The sequence below is a fragment of the Roseomonas genomospecies 6 genome, assembly GCF_008365375.1.
In the GTDB taxonomy this organism is placed as follows: Bacteria; Pseudomonadota; Alphaproteobacteria; order Azospirillales; family Azospirillaceae; genus Azospirillum.
Genome location: NZ_QOKW01000016.1, coordinates 1 through 17,497 on the forward strand (window position 1 = coordinate 1; position 17,497 = coordinate 17,497).

Here is a 17,497-nt window from a genome sequence, read left to right on the forward strand (position 1 = left end):
AGACCGACAGCTCCTGCCCCGCCTCGTTCGCACGCTGCTTCAGGCGGATGGCCGCGCTCAGGCCCGACGGGCCGGCGCCGACGACGAGGACGTCGTACTCCATCACCTCGCGCGGGTCGCGATCCATCTCGTCAGCCATTTCTTCTTCTTTCCTTTTTCGTGCGAACAACTTTTTGTGCTTGCAACGTCAGTGCGACAACAGAACGGGAAGGGTCATCTGGCGCAGGATCTGGCGGGTGTTGCTGCCCCGCCCGAACAGCGGGAACAGCGAGCCACCGTAACCGCCGAAGCCGCCCATCACCAGCAGATCGGCGCCGTGATCCGACGCGCGCGACAGCACGGCGTCCATGGGGGTCATGCTGGCGATGGTCATGCGTTCCTGCGTGGCCTTCACGCCATGGCTTGCCAGATGCTCCAGGATGTCGACCTGCGGGACGTTGCCGCTCCCCTCCGCCCGCGGCTGGGTATGGAAGGCGAGCAGAAGCACGGAACTCGCCTGTTTCAGAAGCGGCAGCGCGTCGTTGACGGCGCGCGCGGCCTCGCGGCTGCCGTTCCAGGCGATCACCGGACGGTCGCCGAGCTGCGGATAGGTTCCGGCGTGGGGCACGATCAGGATCGGGCGCCCGGCGTTCAGCACGACCTCCTCGATCAGGTCCGCCGGGACGCGGCTGTCCTCCGGATCGTGCTGCCCGAAGACGGCGAGGTCCACATAGCGCGAGCAGATCACCGTCTCGGCGATCACATGGCCGTACTCGCCATGGCTGAGCTGCCACCAGCGCGTGGTGACTCCGGCCTCGCGGGCCTTCTCCTCGAACAGGTCCCGCGCGCGCTGGGCCGCCTGGGTCAGCGCCGGACCGGCCTTGCGCGCGACGATTCCGGCGCCGGAGCTATCGCTCTGCGCGAACAGGCCGGTCAGCGCGGCGCCATGCTTCTGGGCCAGCGTCAGGGCGACGGTCAGCCGTTCCTCGCAGCGGTCGCTGTCGTCCACATGCACCAGCAGGTTCGTGAAGCTCATGGCGCCCTTCCCTTCCCTCTTCCGATGTTACGCACAGCCCCGCGCGCGGGCGACCTTCGAAGCGGTCGGCCGGGCGATGGCCTCGCTGATGTAGACACCCGCCGCCACCAGCCGGTCCAGATCGACCCCCGTCGCAACGCCCAGACCGTTCAACATATAGAGCACATCCTCGCTCGCCACGTTGCCCGAAGCCCCCTTGGCGTAGGGACAGCCTCCAAGCCCCGCGACGGAGCTGTCCACGACCGCCACGCCCATCTCCAGCGCCGCCAGGATGTTGGCGAGCGCCTGCCCATAGGTGTCGTGGAAATGCACGGCGACACGGTCCATCGGCACGCGCTCCGACACCGCGGCGATCATCGCCTGGGCCTTCCCCGGCGTGCCGGTGCCGATGGTGTCGCCGAGCGAGACCTCGTAGCAACCCATCGCCAGCAGCTTGCCCGCCACCTCGGCCACCGCCTCCGGCGCGATCTCCCCCTCGTAGGGGCAGCCGAGCACGCAGGAGACATAGCCGCGCACAGGCACCCCTTGCCCCTTCGCCTGTTCCAGAACCGGGACGAAGCGGTCGAGGCTTTCGGCGATGGAGCAGTTGATGTTCTTCTGGCTGAAGCTCTCCGACGCGGCGGCGAAGACCGCCACCTCGTCGGCCCGGGCGGCGAGCGCGCCCTCCAACCCCTTGGCGTTCGGGGTCAGAGCGACGTAGCGCACGCCCTCCTTGCGGCGGATGCCGGCGAAGACGTCCGGCGTGTCGGCCATCTGCGGCACCCATTTGGGCGACACGAAGCTGCCGGCCTCGATGGCGGTCAGCCCGGCCTCGGTCAGCCGGTCCACCAGACCGATCTTCACCGCCGTCGGGACGATCTGCTTCTCGTTCTGGAGGCCGTCGCGCGGGCCGACCTCCACCATGCGGACGTTCCTGGGCAGGCGCATTCTCACCCCTCCGCCACGTCGAGGACCAGCAGATCCACGCCTTCCGACACCTGATCGCCCGCCGCGAAGTTGACGGCGCTGACCGTGCCGGCGGCGGGGGCCTTGATGGTGTGCTCCATCTTCATTGCCTCCAGCAGCATCAGCGGAGCGCCCGCCTCCACCGTCTGGCCCGGCTCGACCAGCACGCGGACGACGGTGCCCGGCATCGGCGCGGTCAGGCGGCCGGAACCGCCCTCCTGCTCCGCCGCGCGGGCGGTCGGGTCGTCGAGATGCAGGCGCCACACCTTTCCGTCCGACAGAATGGTTAGGTCCAACCCCTGGCAGACCACCGTGGCGCGGGTGCGCACCGCGTCGATGGTGGCGGTCAGCGTGTCGCCGTCCAGCGTCACCCGCTCCGCCCGGATGGCCGGGCGGCCTTCCACCTCGATCTCGTAGCCGTCGGGGCGGAAATGCAGGGTCAGGCTGCGCGGCGTGTCGCCGTCCAGAAGGCGCAGGTCATGGTGGTTGTCGTCGTTGAGGCGCCAGCCGCTGGCCGACAGCCAGGGCGACCAGGGGTCCGACGCGGCGCGGCGGGCCTTGCGGGCGTCCGCGTTGCGGCGGAGCAGGACGCTGAGCGCCGCGATGGCCAGCCCGCGGTCCGGCACCGGGGCCGGCGGGGGCAGCAGGTCGGCGCGGTGCCGCTCGATGAAGCCGGTGTCGATCTCCTCCGCCCGGAAGGCCGGGTGGGCGGCGATGGCGCCGAGGAAGGCCACGTTGGTCGTGACGCCGACCACCTCGTAGGCGGCGAGCGCCACGCGCAGGCGGCGCAGCGCCGCGTCGCGGTCCTCATCCCAGACGATCAGCTTGGCGATCATCGGGTCGTAGAACATGGTGACCTCGTCACCCTCGCGGACGCCGGTGTCGACGCGGACATGCTCGTTCTCGGTGGGCGGGCGCAGGCGGACCAGCTTCCCGATGGCCGGCAGGAACTCGCGCTGCGGGTCCTCCGCGTAGAGGCGCGCCTCGAAGGCGTGGCCGCGGCGGGTGAGCTGGTCCTGCATCAGCGGCAGGGTGCCCCCGGCGGCGACGCGCAACTGCCACTCCACGAGGTCCTGGCCGGTGATCTTCTCGGTCACCGGATGCTCCACCTGAAGGCGGGTGTTCATCTCGATGAAGTAGAATCCGCCGTCCTCGTAGAGGAACTCCACCGTACCGGCGCCGACATAGTTCACCGCCTTGGCGGCGGCCACCGCGGCCTCGCCCATGCGGCGGCGCAGGTCGTCGGGCAGCGCCGGGGCCGGGGCTTCCTCGATCACCTTCTGGTGGCGGCGCTGGATGGAGCAATCGCGCTCGAACAGATAGACGCCGTTGCCGTGGGTGTCGCAGAAGACCTGGATCTCCACATGGCGCGGGCGGCCCAGATACTTTTCCAACAGCACGCTGTCGTCGCCGAAGGCGGCCTTCGCCTCGCGCTTGGCGCCGGCCACCGCGTCGACGAATTCGGAGGCCGAGCGCACCACGCGCATGCCCTTGCCGCCGCCGCCCGCCGACGCCTTGACCAGCACCGGATAGCCGATGCGCTCCGCTTCGGCGCTCAGCGTCTCCAGGTCCTGGGCCTCGCCGTGGTAGCCGGGGACCAGCGGCACGTCGGCCTGGGACATCACGCGCTTGGATTCCGCCTTGGAGCCCATGACGCGGATGGCCTCGATCGGCGGGCCGATGAAGACCACGCCGGCCTCCGCGCAGGCCGCCGCGAAGCCGGCGTTCTCCGACAGGAATCCATAGCCGGGATGGATGGCCTGGGCGCCGGTGCGCCGGGCGACCTCAAGAATGACGTCGCCGCGCAGGTAGCTTTCGCCGACCGGCGCCGGGCCGATGCAGACGGCCTCGTCGGCCATTTCCACATGCATGGCGCGGGCGTCGGCCTCCGAATGGACGGCGACGGTGCGGATGCCCATGCGGCGGGCGGTGCGGATGACGCGGCAAGCGATCTCGCCACGGTTCGCGATCAGAATCTTGTCGAACATGCCTGTCTCGAACATGGGCATCAGCTCCGCCACGCGGGTTCGCGTTTCTCCAGGAAGGCGCCGACGCCCTCCCTCCCCTCTTCGCTCGCGCGCTGGCGGGCAATGCGCTCCGCCGTGCCGCGGACCAAGGCGTCGTCCAGCGGACGGCGCGCCACGGCGCGGATCAGCTCCTTCGCCGCGGTCTGGGAGGCCGGACCGCATTGCAGAAGGTTGCGCGCCATCACCTCCACGCAGGCGTCCAGCTCCTCCGGCTTGACGGTCTGGTGCAGCAGGCCGAGCCGCAGCGCCTCGGCGGCGGAGAAGCGCTCCGCCGTCAGGAAATAGCGGCGGCAGGCGCGCTCGCCCATGGCGGCCACGACATAGGGGCTGATGACCGCGGGGATCAGACCAAGCCGCACCTCGGTCAGGGCGAAGCTGGCGGTTTCGGCGGCGATGGCGATGTCGCAGGCGGCGACCAGCCCCACCCCGCCGCCGAAGGCCGGACCCTGCACGACGGCGACGGTCGGCTTCGGGCATTCGTCCAGCGTGCGCAGCATGGTGGCGAGCCCCATGGCGTCCTGGACGTTCTCGTCGTGGCCATAGCCCGCCATCTTCTTCATCCAGCCGAGATCGGCCCCGGCGGAAAAGCTCTTCCCCGCCCCGCGCAGCAGGATGACCCGCACGTCCGGGTTCTCGCCCAGGCTGCGGAAGGCGGCGGTCAGATCGGCGATGACCTGCTCGTTGAAGGCGTTGTGGACGTCCGCTCGGTTCATCGTGACGGCGGCGACGCCACTGGCGGCGATGTCGATCAGAATGTCGCTCATGCTGTGCCCTCCCCGCTCACATCCGGAACACGCCGAAGGTTGTCTTCTCGACCGGAGCGTTCAGCGACGCCGACAGGCCGAGGCCGAGCACCATGCGCGTGTCCGCCGGGTCGATGATGCCGTCGTCCCACAGCCGGGCGGAGGCGTAGTAGGGATGGCCCTGATGCTCGTATTGCTGGCGGATGGGGGCCTTGAAGGCCTCCTCCTCCTCCGGCGCCCAAGACTTGCCCTGGGATTCCATGGCGTCGCGCCGGACCTGGGCGAGCACGCCGGCCGCCTGCTCACCGCCCATCACGGAGATGCGCGAGTTCGGCCACATCCAGAGGAAGCGCGGGCTGTAAGCGCGTCCGCACATGCCGTAATTGCCCGCACCATAGCTGCCGCCGATGATGACGGTGAATTTCGGCACCTTGGCGCAGGCGACGGCGGTGACCAGCTTCGCGCCGTCCTTGGCGATGCCGCCCGCCTCGTACTTCCGCCCGACCATGAAGCCGGTGATGTTCTGGAGGAAGACCAGCGGAATGCCGCGCTGGCAGCACAGCTCCACGAAATGCGCGCCCTTCAGGGCGGATTCGCTGAACAGGATGCCGTTGTTGGCGATGATGCCCACGGGATAGCCGAAGATGTGGGCGAAGCCGCAGACCAGAGTCGTGCCGTAGAGCGGCTTGAACTCGTCCAGCACCGAGCCGTCGACCACGCGGGCGATGACCTCGCGCACGTCGAAGGGCTTGCGCGGGTCGCTGGGGATCACGCCGTAGAGTTCGCGCGGGTCGTAGGCCGGCTCCTGCGGTTCGCGCAGGTCCATGTCGATGCGCTTGCTGCGGTTCAGGTTCGACACGACCTTGCGCGCCATGGCGAGCGCGTGGGCGTCGTTCATCGCGTAATGGTCGGTCACGCCGGAGGTGCGGGAATGCACGTCGGCCCCGCCGAGGTCTTCCGCCGACACCACCTCGCCGGTCGCCGCCTTCACCAGCGGTGGACCGCCGAGGAAGATGGTGCCCTGGTTGCGCACGATGATCGCCTCGTCCGACATCGCCGGGACGTAGGCGCCGCCCGCCGTGCAGCTTCCCATGACGACCGCGATCTGCGGGATGCCCTGGGCCGACATGTTGGCCTGGTTGAAGAAGATGCGGCCGAAATGGTCGCGGTCGGGGAACACCTCGTCCTGGTTCGGCAGGTTGGCGCCGCCGCTGTCCACCAGATAGATGCAGGGCAGGTTGTTCTGCTGGGCCACTTCCTGGGCGCGCAGGTGCTTCTTCACCGTCAGGGGGAAGTAGGTGCCGCCCTTCACAGTGGCGTCGTTGACGACCACCATGCATTCCTGCCCGGCCACGCTGCCGATGCCGGTGATGATGCCCGCCGCCGGGATGTCGTCGTCATAGACGCCGTAGGCGGCCATCTGCGACAGCTCCAGGAAGGGCGATCCCACGTCCAGAAGCTGGCGGATGCGCTCGCGCGGCAGCAGCTTGCCGCGGGACAGGTGCTTGTCGCGGGCCTTGGCGCCGCCGCCCTGCTTGATCGCGCCCACCTTCTCGCGCAGGTCGGCGACCAGGGCGGACATGGCGTCGGCGTTCGTCTGGAACTCGGCGGAGCGCGGGTTCAGGGCGCTCTTCAGGACGGTCATGGCCGTCGTCCTCCCGTCTCTTCTTGTTCTACTGCATCAGGGCGCGGCTGATGACCAGCCGCTGGATGTCGCTAGTACCCTCGTAGATCTGGCAGACGCGCACGTCGCGGTAGATGCGCTCCACCGGGAAGTCGTTCAGGTAACCGTAGCCGCCGTGGATCTGGATGGCGTCGGAGCAGACGCGCTCGGCGATTTCGGACGCGAACAGCTTCGCCATGGCCGCTTCCTTCAGGCAGGGCTCGCCCGCGTCGCGAAGGCTCGCCGCGTGCAGGACAAGCTGGCGCGCGGCCTCCACCTTCGTCGCCATGTCGGCCAGCCGGAAGGCCACCGCCTGATGCTGGACAATGGGCACGCCCATGCTCTGCCGCTCCTGGGCGTAGCGGGTGGCATGGTCGAGCGCGGCGCGCGCCATGCCCACCGACTGCGAGGCGATGCCGATGCGTCCGCCTTCCAGATTGGCAAGCGCCACCCGGTAGCCGCCGCCCTCCGCCCCCAGCATCAGGTCGGTGGGGATGCGGCAGTCCTCAAGGACGATCTGGCAGGTGTCGGAACAACTCTGGCCGAGCTTCTCCTCCACCCGCGCGACCTGGAAGCCGGGGGTGTCGGTCGGCACGACGAAGGCGGTGATGCCCTTCTTGCCGGCGTCGGGGTCGCTGACCGCGAAGACGATGGCGACGTCGGCGTTCTTGCCCGACGTGATGAACTGCTTGGTGCCGTTCAGGACCCAGTGGTTGCCGTCGCGCCGCGCGCGGGTCTTGATGGCGGCGGCGTCGGACCCCGCCTGCGGCTCCGTCAGGCAGAAGCAGCCGAGCTGCTCGCCGCGGGCCATGGGCTTCAGGAAGCGCTCCTTCTGCTCGGCGCTGCCGAACTTAAGGATCGGCATGCAGCCGACGGAATTGTGCACGCTCATGATGGTGGAAATGGCGCCGTCGCCCGCCGCGATCTCCTCGATGGCGAGCGCGTAAGCGATGTGATCGGTTCCGGCCCCGTCGAATTCCTCCGGCACCAGCATGCCCATCAGGCCGAGCTTGCCCATCTCGGCCAGCTCCTCCTTCGGGAAGGCTCCGGTGCGGTCGCGCTCGGCTGCGGTCGGCGCCAGCCGCTCCGCCGCGAAGTCCCGCGCCATGTCGCGCACCATCCGCTGCTCTTCCGTCAGCCGCATTGCTTTCCCTCCCGTTCTCCCTCTCCCCCCTGGGGAGAGGGCCGGGGTGAGGGGGTTGCGCTTTTGCCGGACGCTCCGACATGCGCAACCCCCTCACCCTAACCCTCTCCCCAGAGGAGAGAGGGGATTATGATTCCCCTGCTTTACACCAACTCCACCGCCACCGCCGTGGCCTCGCCGCCGCCGATGCAGAGGCTCGCCACGCCGCGCTTCAGCCCATTTTTCTCCAGCGCCGCCAGCAGCGTGACGAGGATGCGCGCGCCCGAAGCCCCGATGGGATGGCCGAGCGCGCAGGCGCCGCCATGCACGTTGATCCGGTCGTGCGGGATGTCGAGTTCGCGCATCGCCGCCATGGCGACCACGGCGAAGGCCTCGTTCAGCTCGTAGAGGTCCACGTCCTTGGCCGACCAGCCGGCGCGCTCCAGCACCTTGTTGATCGCACCGACCGGAGCGGTGGTGAACCAGGCCGGGGCCTGGGCATGGTTGGCGTGGGCCTTGATCTCCGCCAGGATCGGCAGTCCCAGCTTCTCCGCGTTGGAGCGGGTGGTCAGCACAAGCGCCGCCGCACCGTCGGAGATGGAGGAGGCGTTGGCCGCCGTCACCGTGCCGTCCTTGGCGAAGGCCGGCTTCAGCGTCGGGATCTTGCCCGGATCGGCCTTCAGCGGCTGCTCGTCCCTCTCCACCACCGTGTCGCCCTTGCGGCCCTTGACCGTGACCGGGGTGATCTCCTTGACGAAGCTGCCGTCCTCGGTCGCGCGGCGGGCGCGGTTCAGGCTCTCGATGGCGTAGTTGTCCTGCGCCTCGCGCGTGAACTGGTAGTGGGTGGCGCATTCCTCCGCGAAGGTGCCCATCAGGCGCCCGCGGTCGTAGGCGTCCTCCAGCCCGTCGAGGAACATATGGTCGAGCACGCGGCCATGGCCCATGCGGTAGCCGCCGCGCGCGCGGTCCAGCAGATAGGGGGCGTTGGACATGCTTTCCATGCCGCCGGCCACCATGACCGTGGCCGAGCCGGCCTTGATGAGGTCGGTGGCGAGCATCACCGCCTTCATGCCCGACCCGCAGACCTTGGAGATGGTGGTGCAGCCCGCCGCCTCAGGAATTCCAGCGCCGAGCGACGCCTGACGGGCCGGCGCCTGCCCCAGACCGGCGGGCAGGACGTTGCCCATGAAGACCTCGTCCACCGCCTCCGGCTTCACCCCGGCCCGCTCCAGCGCGGCCTTGATGGCGGCGGAGCCGAGCTGCGGCGCGGTCAGGCCCTGCAAATCACCCTGGAAGCCGCCCATCGGCGTGCGGGCGGCGCCCGCGATGACAACGGTATCGGTCATGACGCTCTTTCCTTCCCTTCCGGCCTTAGGCCGTTTCCCTCAGGCTGTTTCCTTGAACAGCTCGCGCCCGATCAGCATGCGGCGGATCTCGCTGGTGCCGGCGCCGATCTCGTAGAGCTTGGCGTCGCGCAGCAGGCGGCCCGTCGGGTATTCGTTGATGTAGCCATTGCCGCCCAGGGTCTGAATGGCCTCCAGCGCCATCCAGGTGGCCTTTTCGGCGGCGAAGAGGATCGCCCCGGCGGCGTCCTTGCGGGCCGTCTCGCCGCGGTCGCAGGCCTTGGCGACGGCGTACACATAGGCCTTGGCGGCGTTCATGATCGTGTACATGTCGGCCAGCTTGCCCTGCATGAGCTGGAACTCGCCGATGGACTGACCGAACTGCTTGCGGTCGTGGACGTAGGGGATGACCACGTCCATGCAGGCCTGCATGATGCCGAGCGGCCCGCCGGCCAGCACCGCGCGCTCATAGTCGAGGCCCGACATCAGCACGTTCACGCCGCGCCCGACGCCGCCCAGGATGTTCTCCTCCGGAACCTCGCAATCCTCGAACACCAGTTCGCCGGTGTTGGAGCCGCGCATGCCCAGCTTGTCGAGCTTCTGCGCGACGGAGAAGCCCTTGAACGACTTCTCGATGAGGAAGGCGGTGATGCCGCGCGGGCCGGCGTTGACGTCGGTCTTGGCGTAGACCACCAGCGTGTCGGCGTCCGGCCCGTTGGTGATCCACATCTTCGTGCCGTTCAGCACGTAGCGGTCGCCCTTCTTTTCGGCGCGCAGCTTCATCGACACGACGTCGGACCCGGCGTTCGGCTCCGACATGGCGAGCGCGCCGATGTGCTCGCCGGAAATCAGCTTGGGCAGATAGCGGGTCTTCTGTTCCGCCGTGCCGTTCTTGCGGATCTGGTTGACGCAGAGGTTGGAGTGCGCGCCGTAGCTGAGGCCGACCGAAGCCGATGCGCGGGAGATCTCCTCCATCGCCACGACATGCTCCAGATAGCCCATGCCGGCGCCGCCGTATTCTTCCTCCGCCGTGATGCCCAGCACGCCGAGGTCGCCCAGCTTGCGCCACAACTCGTTCGGGAACTCGTTGGTCCGGTCGATCTCCGCGGCGCGGGGCGCGATTTCGTCGGCGGCGAAGCCGCGCACCGAATCGCGCAGCATGTCCGCGGATTCGCCGAGGTCGAAGTTCAGGGTCGGATACTGGTTCGACAGCATGGTGTTGGCGCTCCCCCCGGAGGTCTGTTCTTCGTTTCCGCCATACGGCGGCGTATGGGGCCGTACGGTAGCGTATGGAGACGGGCGTGGCAAGGGGTTGTGGGGGAGTGGTCGCATGGGCCCCCCACCCTGACCCTCCCCCACTTCGCGGGGGAGGGAATTAAGAAAAGCCCTCCCCCGCCGAAGGTGGGGGAGGGTTGGGTGGGGGCCCAGCGCAACCACTCCTCCACCCCACACTCACTTCATGTTGATGATGATCGTCTTCTTGTGCGTGAAATGCTCCAGCATCGCTTCCAGCGAGGCTTCCTTGCCCAGCCCCGACGACTTCACGCCGCCGTAGGACAGGTTCGGCTGCACCACCAGATTCTGGTTCACCTGCACGAACCCGGCTTCCAGCCGGTGCACGGCGTCCATCGCCACCCTCAGATCACGGGTCCAGATCGTCGCGGCAAGGCCGTATTCGGTGTCGTTGGCCTGGGCGATGACCTCTTCATAGTCGGTCCAGCGGATGACGCAGCAGACCGGGCCGAAGATTTCCTCCTGCGCGATGCGGTCGCTGTTCTTCACGCCGGTGAAGATGTGCGGCTGCACGTACAGGCCCTTGGTCAGCTTCGGATCGGACGGCATGGCGGAGCAGACATGCGGAGTCGCCCCGCCCTCCTTGCCGATGGCGATGTAGCTCTGCACCCGGTCCAACTGCTGCGGCGACACGATGGTGCCGATGTCGGTCGACTCATCCAGCGGGTCGCCCATCTTCATCGCGTTCACCTTCTCCTTCAGCTTTTCCACGAAGGCGTCGTGGATGCTGTCATGGACGAAGATACGCGAGGAGGCGGTGCAGCTCTGGCCCTGGCGGGTGAAGCGCATGCCGGCGATGGCGCCCGCGATGGCCTGCTCCAGGTCGGCGTCGCCGCAGACGATCATCGGGCTCTTGCCGCCCAGCTCCAGCGTCACCGGGATCAGCTTCTCGGCGGCGGTCTTGTAGACGATCTTGCCGGTCTCGACCGAGCCGGTGAAGGTCACCTTCTTCACGTCCTTGTGCGCCACCAGCGGGGCGCCGCATTCCGGGCCGTAGCCCGAGAGGATGTTCACCACCCCCGCCGGGATCACCGTGTTGATGAGCTGCACGACGCGCAGGACCGCGAGCGGCGCCTCCTCGGCCGACTTCACCACCACGGCGTTGCCCGCCACCATCGCCGGGGCGATCTTCAGCGCCATCAGCAGCAGCGGCACGTTCCACGGGATGATCGCGCCGACCACGCCCACCGGCTCGCGCACCGTCATGGTCAGCATGCTTGGGTTGAAGGGCACCGTCTCGCCCTTCAGCTCCGGCGCCAGACCGCCGAAGAAGACGAAGGCGTCGGACAGGACGCCGGCCTCGATGCGCGATTCGGTGCGCAGGGCCTTGCCGGTCTCCAGAGCGATCAGCTTGGCGATTTCCTCCTTGTGGGCGTCGAGCACGCGCCCGCATTCGGCCACCAGCTTGCCGCGCTCCCGCACCGGGCGCTTGGCCCATTCCTTCTGCGCGGCGGTGGCGGCGGCAACCGCGGCGTCCACGTCCGCGGCCTCACCGAACGCCGCCTCGGCCACCGTCTCGCCGGTCGCCGGATTCACGACGGGGAAGCTCTTGCCGGAGGAGGCCGGGCGGAAGTCGCCGCCGAAGAAATGCTTGCCCGACAACTCCCTGGCGAGCGCGAAGGGGTCGAGCTGGAGGTCGGTGCTGACGCTCATGTCACGGTGGTCCTTGTGTGTATCGGGTCGGTTATCGTTATTGTGTCAGTCTTTTATCAGGCGCGGGCGTCTTCGATCACCTTGCCGTCGTTGGGCAGGCTGCCGGGGGCCGCGAATTCCACGACGCCCTTCAATTTGGTGACGGCGGCCAGAGTTTCACGCACCGCCGCCGCCAAAGCCTCGCCGGACTCGGGCGACTCGCAGCGCAGGGTCATGGTGTCGTTGGCGTCCTCGCGCCCGACGACGAGGCGGGCCTTGCCGATCTGCGGGTGGCGGCGCACCACCTCGGCGATCTGCTGCGGGTGAACGAACATGCCCTTGACCTTGGTGGTCTGGTCGGCGCGGCCCATCCAGCCTTTCAGCCGCATGTTGGTGCGCCCGCAGGGACTCTGGCCCGGCAGGACGGCGGACAGGTCGCCGGTGGCGAAGCGGACCAGCGGGTAGGCCTGGTTGAAGACGGTCACGACCACCTCCCCCACCTCGCCCTCCGGCACGGGGTCGCCGGTTCCGGGACGCACGATCTCGATGATGGCGTTCTCGTCCACCACCAGCCCGGCGCGGGCCGGCGTCTCGTACGCGACGATGCCGAGGTCGGCGGTGCCGTAACTCTGGTACACGGCGATGCCGCGCCCCTCGTAATAGGCGCGGGCGTCCGGCAGGAAGGGACCGCCGGTGACGTGGCCCACCGTGATGGAGGAGAGGTCGAGCCCCAGTTCGTCGCCCTTCTCCAGGATGATCTTGAGGAAATCCGGCGTGCCGATGTAGGCGCCGGGCTTCAGATGCGCGGCCACCTGGGCCTGCATCTCCGTGTTGCCGACGCCTGCCGGAATGACGGCGCAGCCCAGCGCGTGCGCCCCCGTCTCGAACATCGAACCGGCGGGGGTCAGGTGGTAGCTGAAGCAGTTCTGGACGAGCCCGCCGCCGCGGATGCCCGACGCGAAGAGCGCCCGCGCGGTGCGCCAGGGGTCCTTGCCGTGCGCCTCCGGATCGTGGATCGGGCCGGGCGAGGCGAAGACGCGGGCCAACTGCCCGATGGCGACCGTGGTCATTCCGCCGAAGGGCGGCGCTTCCTTCTGGAGCGCGATCAGGTCCGACTTGCGGGTGACCGGCAGGGCGGCGAGCGACGCGCGGTCACGGACGGAGGCGGGGTCCACGTCGGCGAGCAGGCGGGTGAAATAGGGCGCGTTCGCCTTGGCGTGGGCGATCTGCGCCGGCAGCGCCGCGAACAGCTCCGCCTCGCGCCGGTCGGGGGAGCGGGTTTCGAGTTGATCGTAGAAGTCGGACACCGATGCCTCCCGGCTGATTATTCTTGGGGTGTCGCGTGGGGCCCCCCTCCCGACCTCCCCCCACCTTCGGCGGGGGGAGGAGAAAAGCCCTCCCCCGCGAAGTGGGGGAGGGTTGGGTGGGGGCCCTCCGCAACCACTCCTGTCACATCAAATCCAGCGCTTCCGGCGCTTGAAGCTCTTGAGATTCTTGAAGCTCTTGCGCTCTTCGTTGCCGCCGCCGAGGTAGAATTCCTTCACGTCCTCGTTGTTGCGCAGCTCTTCGGCGGTGCCGTCCAGAACGACCTTGCCGTTCTCCATGATGTAACCGCGCGTCGCGGCCTGGAGCGCCATGCGGGCGTTCTGCTCCACCAGCAGGATGGTGACGCCCAGATCCTTGTTGATCTGCCGGATGATGCTGAAGACCTCCTTCACCATCAGCGGCGACAGGCCCATCGACGGCTCGTCCATCAGGATCAGCTTCGGCCGCGCCATCATCGCGCGCCCGATGGCCAGCATCTGCTGCTCGCCGCCCGAGAGGTAGCCGGCCAGACCGGTGCGCTCCTTCAGGCGGGGGAAATAGTGATAGACCATCTCGATGTCGTCCTTCACGCCGCCGTCGCGGCGGGTGAAGGCGCCGAGGCGCAGATTCTCCTGGCAGGTCATGTCGCCGATGATGCGGCGGCCTTCCATCACCTGGAAGATGCCGCGCCGGACGATCTGGTCGGGGTCGATGCCGTTGATGCGCTCACCCCCGAAGGAGATGTCGCCGCGCGTGACCTCGCCGTCCTCGGTCTTGAGAAGCCCGGAGATGGCCTTGAGCGTCGTCGATTTGCCGGCGCCGTTGGCGCCCAGCAGGGCCACGATCTCGCCCTCCGGCACCTCCAGGCTGAGGCCGCGGAGCACCAGGATCACGTCGTTGTAGACGACCTCGATGTTGTTGACGGACAGCAGCGGCGCCTTGGCCGTGCCGGGAACCGGAGCCGGGGCGACCGCGGTCGCGGCGGCGGTGGCGGTGGCGGCGTTCATCATGCGGTACCTGATGCAGTGAGACGGGACGGAAGCCCCCGCCGCCACCCTTTCGCAGCGGCGGGGGCGGTCCGGCTTACCAGCCCAGCCACTCCGGCTTGCGCGGGACGTCGACGGTGGCGATCTTCTCCAGCTTGATCGTGCCGGCCTTCACCAGTTCGTCCACCGAAGCGCCGGTGTCGCCGGTCACGTTGGCGCGGTACAGGTTGACCTTGTCCATGCCGCGGTGGTCGGTTTCGGTCCAGGTGGACGGCACGCAGACGCCCTCCAGGCCCGCCGGAACCCAATCCTTCTTCTGGTACATGCCCTTGCGGATGTTCGGGCCGGTCACGCCGCCGTTCTGCTTCGCCCAGTCCATCGCTTCCTTCATGTAGAAGGCGGAGCAGATGCCGGACACGTAGTGCACGGGGCGATAGGCGGTGCCGGCGGCGTCGGAGATCTTGGAGATTTCCTTCACGATCTTCATGCCCGGCGCGTCGCCGCCCCAGATCGCCGCGGTGCGGACCGGGAAGATCACGCCGTTGGCGGCGGAGCCGGCGGCCTTGGCGGCGTTCTCGTCCATGCCCCAGACGTTGCCCATGAACTGCACCTGCGCACCGACCGTCTGGCAGGCCTTCAGCACGGAGATGTTGGAACCCGCCGTGTTGCCGAGATAGGCGTAGTTGGCGCCCGCCTCCTTCAGCGTCAGGCACTGGGCGGTGTAGTCGCCCGGCGTCAGGGCGAACTGGACCGCCGGAAGCACGTCGAAGCCCAGCTCCTTGGCGAGCGCCTCACCCGCTTCCTTCGGGGCGTTCGGGTAGGGGTGGTTGGCGCCCATGTGGACGTACTTGGGCTTGCCCGAGCCGCCCTTCGTCTTCCAGTCCTCGGCCGCCCACATCAGCATGGCGCGCAGGCCGTCGGAGTAGGACGGGCCGTAGAAGAAGTTGTAGGGAGCCGGCTTGGAGCCGTGCGGGCCCTTGCCGGTCGGGTCGGTCAGGTGGCCCGAGTAGGAGCCGGAGTAGTAGGGGATCTCGTCCTTGCCGACGAAGCCGGTCAGAGCCTCGGTATCGGCGGTGCCCCAGCCCTGGATGGCCGCGACCTTGCCGCTGCCCGACGACCACTTCTTGTACTGGCTGATGGCGCGCGGGGCCTGATAGCCGTAGTCCACCGTCTCGACGTCCATCGTCGTGCCGCCGACGCCGCCGTTCTTGTTGATGTAGGCGAGCGCGTCGGCGACGCCCTGGCCGAAGGGCACGCCCACGTCCGACGTGGCGCCGGACTGGTCGGCGAGATGGCCGACCGGGATCTTCTGGGCGTTGGCGGCCCCGGTGCCGAGCAGGACGACGGCGGCGGACGCCAGCAGGACGGTCTTCATGGTCATGGTGCGTTTTCTCCCAGTCGTTATGTTTTTCAGAAGCCTTGGTGCGAGATGGGCCTCAGTGCGAGAACGGGTAGAGCTTCCAGTAGGCCTTGATCTGCTTCCAGCGGTGGGCCAGCCCGTCCGGTTCGAAGACCAGGAACAGGATGATGACCAGGCCGATGGCCATTTCACGAAGGAAGGCGATGGCCTCCCTCAGGTTCAGCGCGGCGTCGATGGCGGTGCCGGAGAGCGCCGTGGTGATGGCCTGCATCACCTCCGGCAGCAGCACCATGAAGGCGGTGCCCATCAGCGACCCCATGATCGAGCCCAGACCCCCGATGATGATCATGCCGAGGAACTGGATCGAGAAGAGGATCGTGAAGCCCTCGACCGACACGAACTGGAGGTAGTGGGCGTAGAGCGCGCCGCCGATGCCGGCGTAGAAGGACGAGATGCCGAAGGACATCGTGCGGTACTTGGTCAGGTTGATGCCCATGATCTCCGCGGAGAGATAATGGTCGCGAACCGCCACCAGCGCCCGCCCGTCGCGGGACCGCATCAGGTTGGTCGCCAGGATGAACATGACGACCATGTAGACCAGCACGACATAGAAGTAGCTCTCGTCGGTGTCGAAGGCGAAGCCGAACAGGGTGAAGGGCTCCGCGATGGTGCCGGCGGTTCCTCCCGTGAACCAGTCGGCGCGCGAGAAGAAGTCCTGGAGGATGTACTGCGCCGCCAGGGTGGCGATGGCGAGGTACAGGCCCTTCAGCCGCGCCGCCGGGATGCCGAACAGCATGCCGACCGCGGTGGTCATCACGCCAGCCAGCGGGATGGCGAGCGCCACCGGGATGCCGAAGCTGTTCGACAGCCACGCCGACGAGAAGGCGCCGAAGCCGAAGAAGGCGGCGTGCCCGATGGAGATCTGGCCGGTGAAGCCGACCAGGATGTTCAGCCCCAGCGCCGCGATGCCCAGATAACCGATCTGGATGCACAGGTTCAGCCAGTAGCGGTCCATGAAGGCCGGGCAGAGCAGCAGAAGGAGCACGCCCAGGATCGCGAAGTTGCGGCTGGTCGTGGTCGGGAAGATGGTCGTGTCGGCGGCGTACCGGGTCTTGAAGTCGCCGCAGGGGATGAGACTGATGTTCGCCATAGTTGCGGCCGCTCCTTACACGCGCTCGATGTCCTTGGTGCCGAAGAGGCCGTAGGGCTTAATCATCAGGATGACGATCAGGACGTAGAAGGGGGCGATCTCGTACATGTTGCCCCAGTTCAGCCATTGGCTGTCCAGGTAGTGCGCGAGATTCTCCAGCACGCCGACGATCAGTCCGCCCAGCACCGCCCCGGCCACGCTGTCCAGCCCGCCCAGGATGACCGCCGGGAAGACCTTGATGCCGAAGAAGGAGAGCGCCGAGGACACGCCGTTGACCACGCCGACCGTGACGCCGGCCACCGCCGACACCATGGCGGAGATGGCCCAGCTCATCGCGAACATGTGGCGGACGGAGATGCCCAGCGACTGCGCCACCTGCTGGTCGAAGGCGGTCGCCCGCATCGCCAGACCCATGCGCGAGTATTTGAAGAACCAGCCGAAGCCCGCCATGATGAGGATCGAGATGACCAAACTCATCACATAGACGGTCTGCACGTCGAGCCCGAGGATGTTCACGGTCGGGCTGGCGAAGATGGTCGGGAACGGCTTCGCGAAGACGCCGAACATCCACTTCATCATCGCCTGGAAGAAGATCGACAGGCCGATGGTGACCATGATGACGGAGATGATCGGCTCCCCGATCATCGGCCGCAGCACGACGACCTGAAGCACGATGCCGAAGACCAGCATGAAGGCCAGCGTGATCGGGAAACCGATCCAGAAGGGCAACTGCCAGGAGGTCAGCAGCCACCAGCAGGTCCAGGCGCCGATCAGCAGGAACTCGCCCTGGGCGAAGTTCACGATGCGGCTGGCCTTGTAGATCAGCACGAAGGACATCGCCACGACGCCGTACAGCGCGCCGACGATCAGTCCGTTGACGAGAAGCTGGAAGAGCAAGGTCATGGCGTGGCC

15 protein-coding genes are annotated in these 17,497 nt (G+C 67.9%); all 15 read right to left on the minus strand.

Annotation, left to right across the window (positions count from 1 at the left end; translation table 11 throughout):
• Window positions 1–127: FAD-binding protein (locus DS843_RS19180; protein ID WP_149470551.1), on the minus strand; the 127-nt coding region annotated here is incomplete at its 3' end.
• A 60-nt stretch (window positions 128–187) separates the two neighbouring features.
• Complete coding sequence (locus tag DS843_RS19185) at window positions 188–1,015, minus strand: universal stress protein (protein ID WP_149470449.1); 828 nt, start codon at window positions 1,013–1,015, stop codon at window positions 188–190.
• A 27-nt stretch (window positions 1,016–1,042) separates the two neighbouring features.
• Entirely contained in the window at window positions 1,043–1,942 is a 900-nt protein-coding gene (locus DS843_RS19190; RefSeq protein ID WP_149470450.1) for a hydroxymethylglutaryl-CoA lyase, read from the minus strand.
• Between the two features lie 2 nt (window positions 1,943–1,944).
• A complete protein-coding gene (locus DS843_RS19195) occupies window positions 1,945–3,963 on the minus strand; it encodes an acetyl-CoA carboxylase biotin carboxylase subunit (protein ID WP_475849244.1) in 2,019 nt (672 codons plus the stop codon).
• A 5-nt stretch (window positions 3,964–3,968) separates the two neighbouring features.
• A complete protein-coding gene (locus DS843_RS19200) occupies window positions 3,969–4,751 on the minus strand; it encodes an enoyl-CoA hydratase/isomerase family protein (RefSeq protein WP_149470451.1) in 783 nt (260 codons plus the stop codon).
• A 16-nt stretch (window positions 4,752–4,767) separates the two neighbouring features.
• Window positions 4,768–6,375, minus strand: coding sequence for a carboxyl transferase domain-containing protein (locus DS843_RS19205; protein ID WP_149470452.1), 1,608 nt, complete (start codon window positions 6,373–6,375; stop codon window positions 4,768–4,770).
• A gap of 28 nt (window positions 6,376–6,403) precedes the next feature.
• Entirely contained in the window at window positions 6,404–7,537 is a 1,134-nt protein-coding gene (locus DS843_RS19210) for an acyl-CoA dehydrogenase (RefSeq protein ID WP_149470453.1), read from the minus strand.
• Window positions 7,538–7,680: 143 nt separating this feature from the next.
• Window positions 7,681–8,862, minus strand: a complete 1,182-nt coding sequence (locus DS843_RS19215; RefSeq protein WP_149470454.1) for an acetyl-CoA C-acyltransferase — start codon at window positions 8,860–8,862, stop codon at window positions 7,681–7,683.
• Between the two features lie 39 nt (window positions 8,863–8,901).
• The gene (locus DS843_RS19220; RefSeq protein ID WP_149470455.1) at window positions 8,902–10,074 is read right to left on the minus strand and encodes an isovaleryl-CoA dehydrogenase; all 1,173 of its coding nucleotides are present in this window, start codon (window positions 10,072–10,074) and stop codon (window positions 8,902–8,904) included.
• A 237-nt stretch (window positions 10,075–10,311) separates the two neighbouring features.
• Window positions 10,312–11,805, minus strand: a complete 1,494-nt coding sequence (locus tag DS843_RS19225; RefSeq protein ID WP_149470456.1) for an aldehyde dehydrogenase family protein — start codon at window positions 11,803–11,805, stop codon at window positions 10,312–10,314.
• A 56-nt stretch (window positions 11,806–11,861) separates the two neighbouring features.
• A complete protein-coding gene (locus DS843_RS19230; RefSeq protein WP_149470457.1) occupies window positions 11,862–13,091 on the minus strand; it encodes a phenylacetate--CoA ligase family protein in 1,230 nt (409 codons plus the stop codon).
• 147 nt (window positions 13,092–13,238) lie between these two features.
• Window positions 13,239–14,099, minus strand: coding sequence for an ATP-binding cassette domain-containing protein (locus tag DS843_RS19235; RefSeq protein ID WP_475849245.1), 861 nt, complete (start codon window positions 14,097–14,099; stop codon window positions 13,239–13,241).
• 73 nt (window positions 14,100–14,172) lie between these two features.
• On the minus strand, window positions 14,173–15,456 hold the full coding sequence (locus tag DS843_RS19240; protein ID WP_149470458.1) for an ABC transporter substrate-binding protein: 1,284 nt from the start codon (window positions 15,454–15,456) through the stop codon (window positions 14,173–14,175).
• 55 nt (window positions 15,457–15,511) lie between these two features.
• Window positions 15,512–16,585 carry a branched-chain amino acid ABC transporter permease gene (locus tag DS843_RS19245; protein WP_149470459.1) on the minus strand — a complete coding sequence of 358 codons (1,074 nt, stop codon included), beginning with the start codon at window positions 16,583–16,585 and terminating at the stop codon, window positions 15,512–15,514.
• A 15-nt stretch (window positions 16,586–16,600) separates the two neighbouring features.
• The gene (locus DS843_RS19250; RefSeq protein ID WP_014241711.1) at window positions 16,601–17,488 is read right to left on the minus strand and encodes a branched-chain amino acid ABC transporter permease; all 888 of its coding nucleotides are present in this window, start codon (window positions 17,486–17,488) and stop codon (window positions 16,601–16,603) included.
• Window positions 17,489–17,497 lie beyond the last annotated feature (9 nt).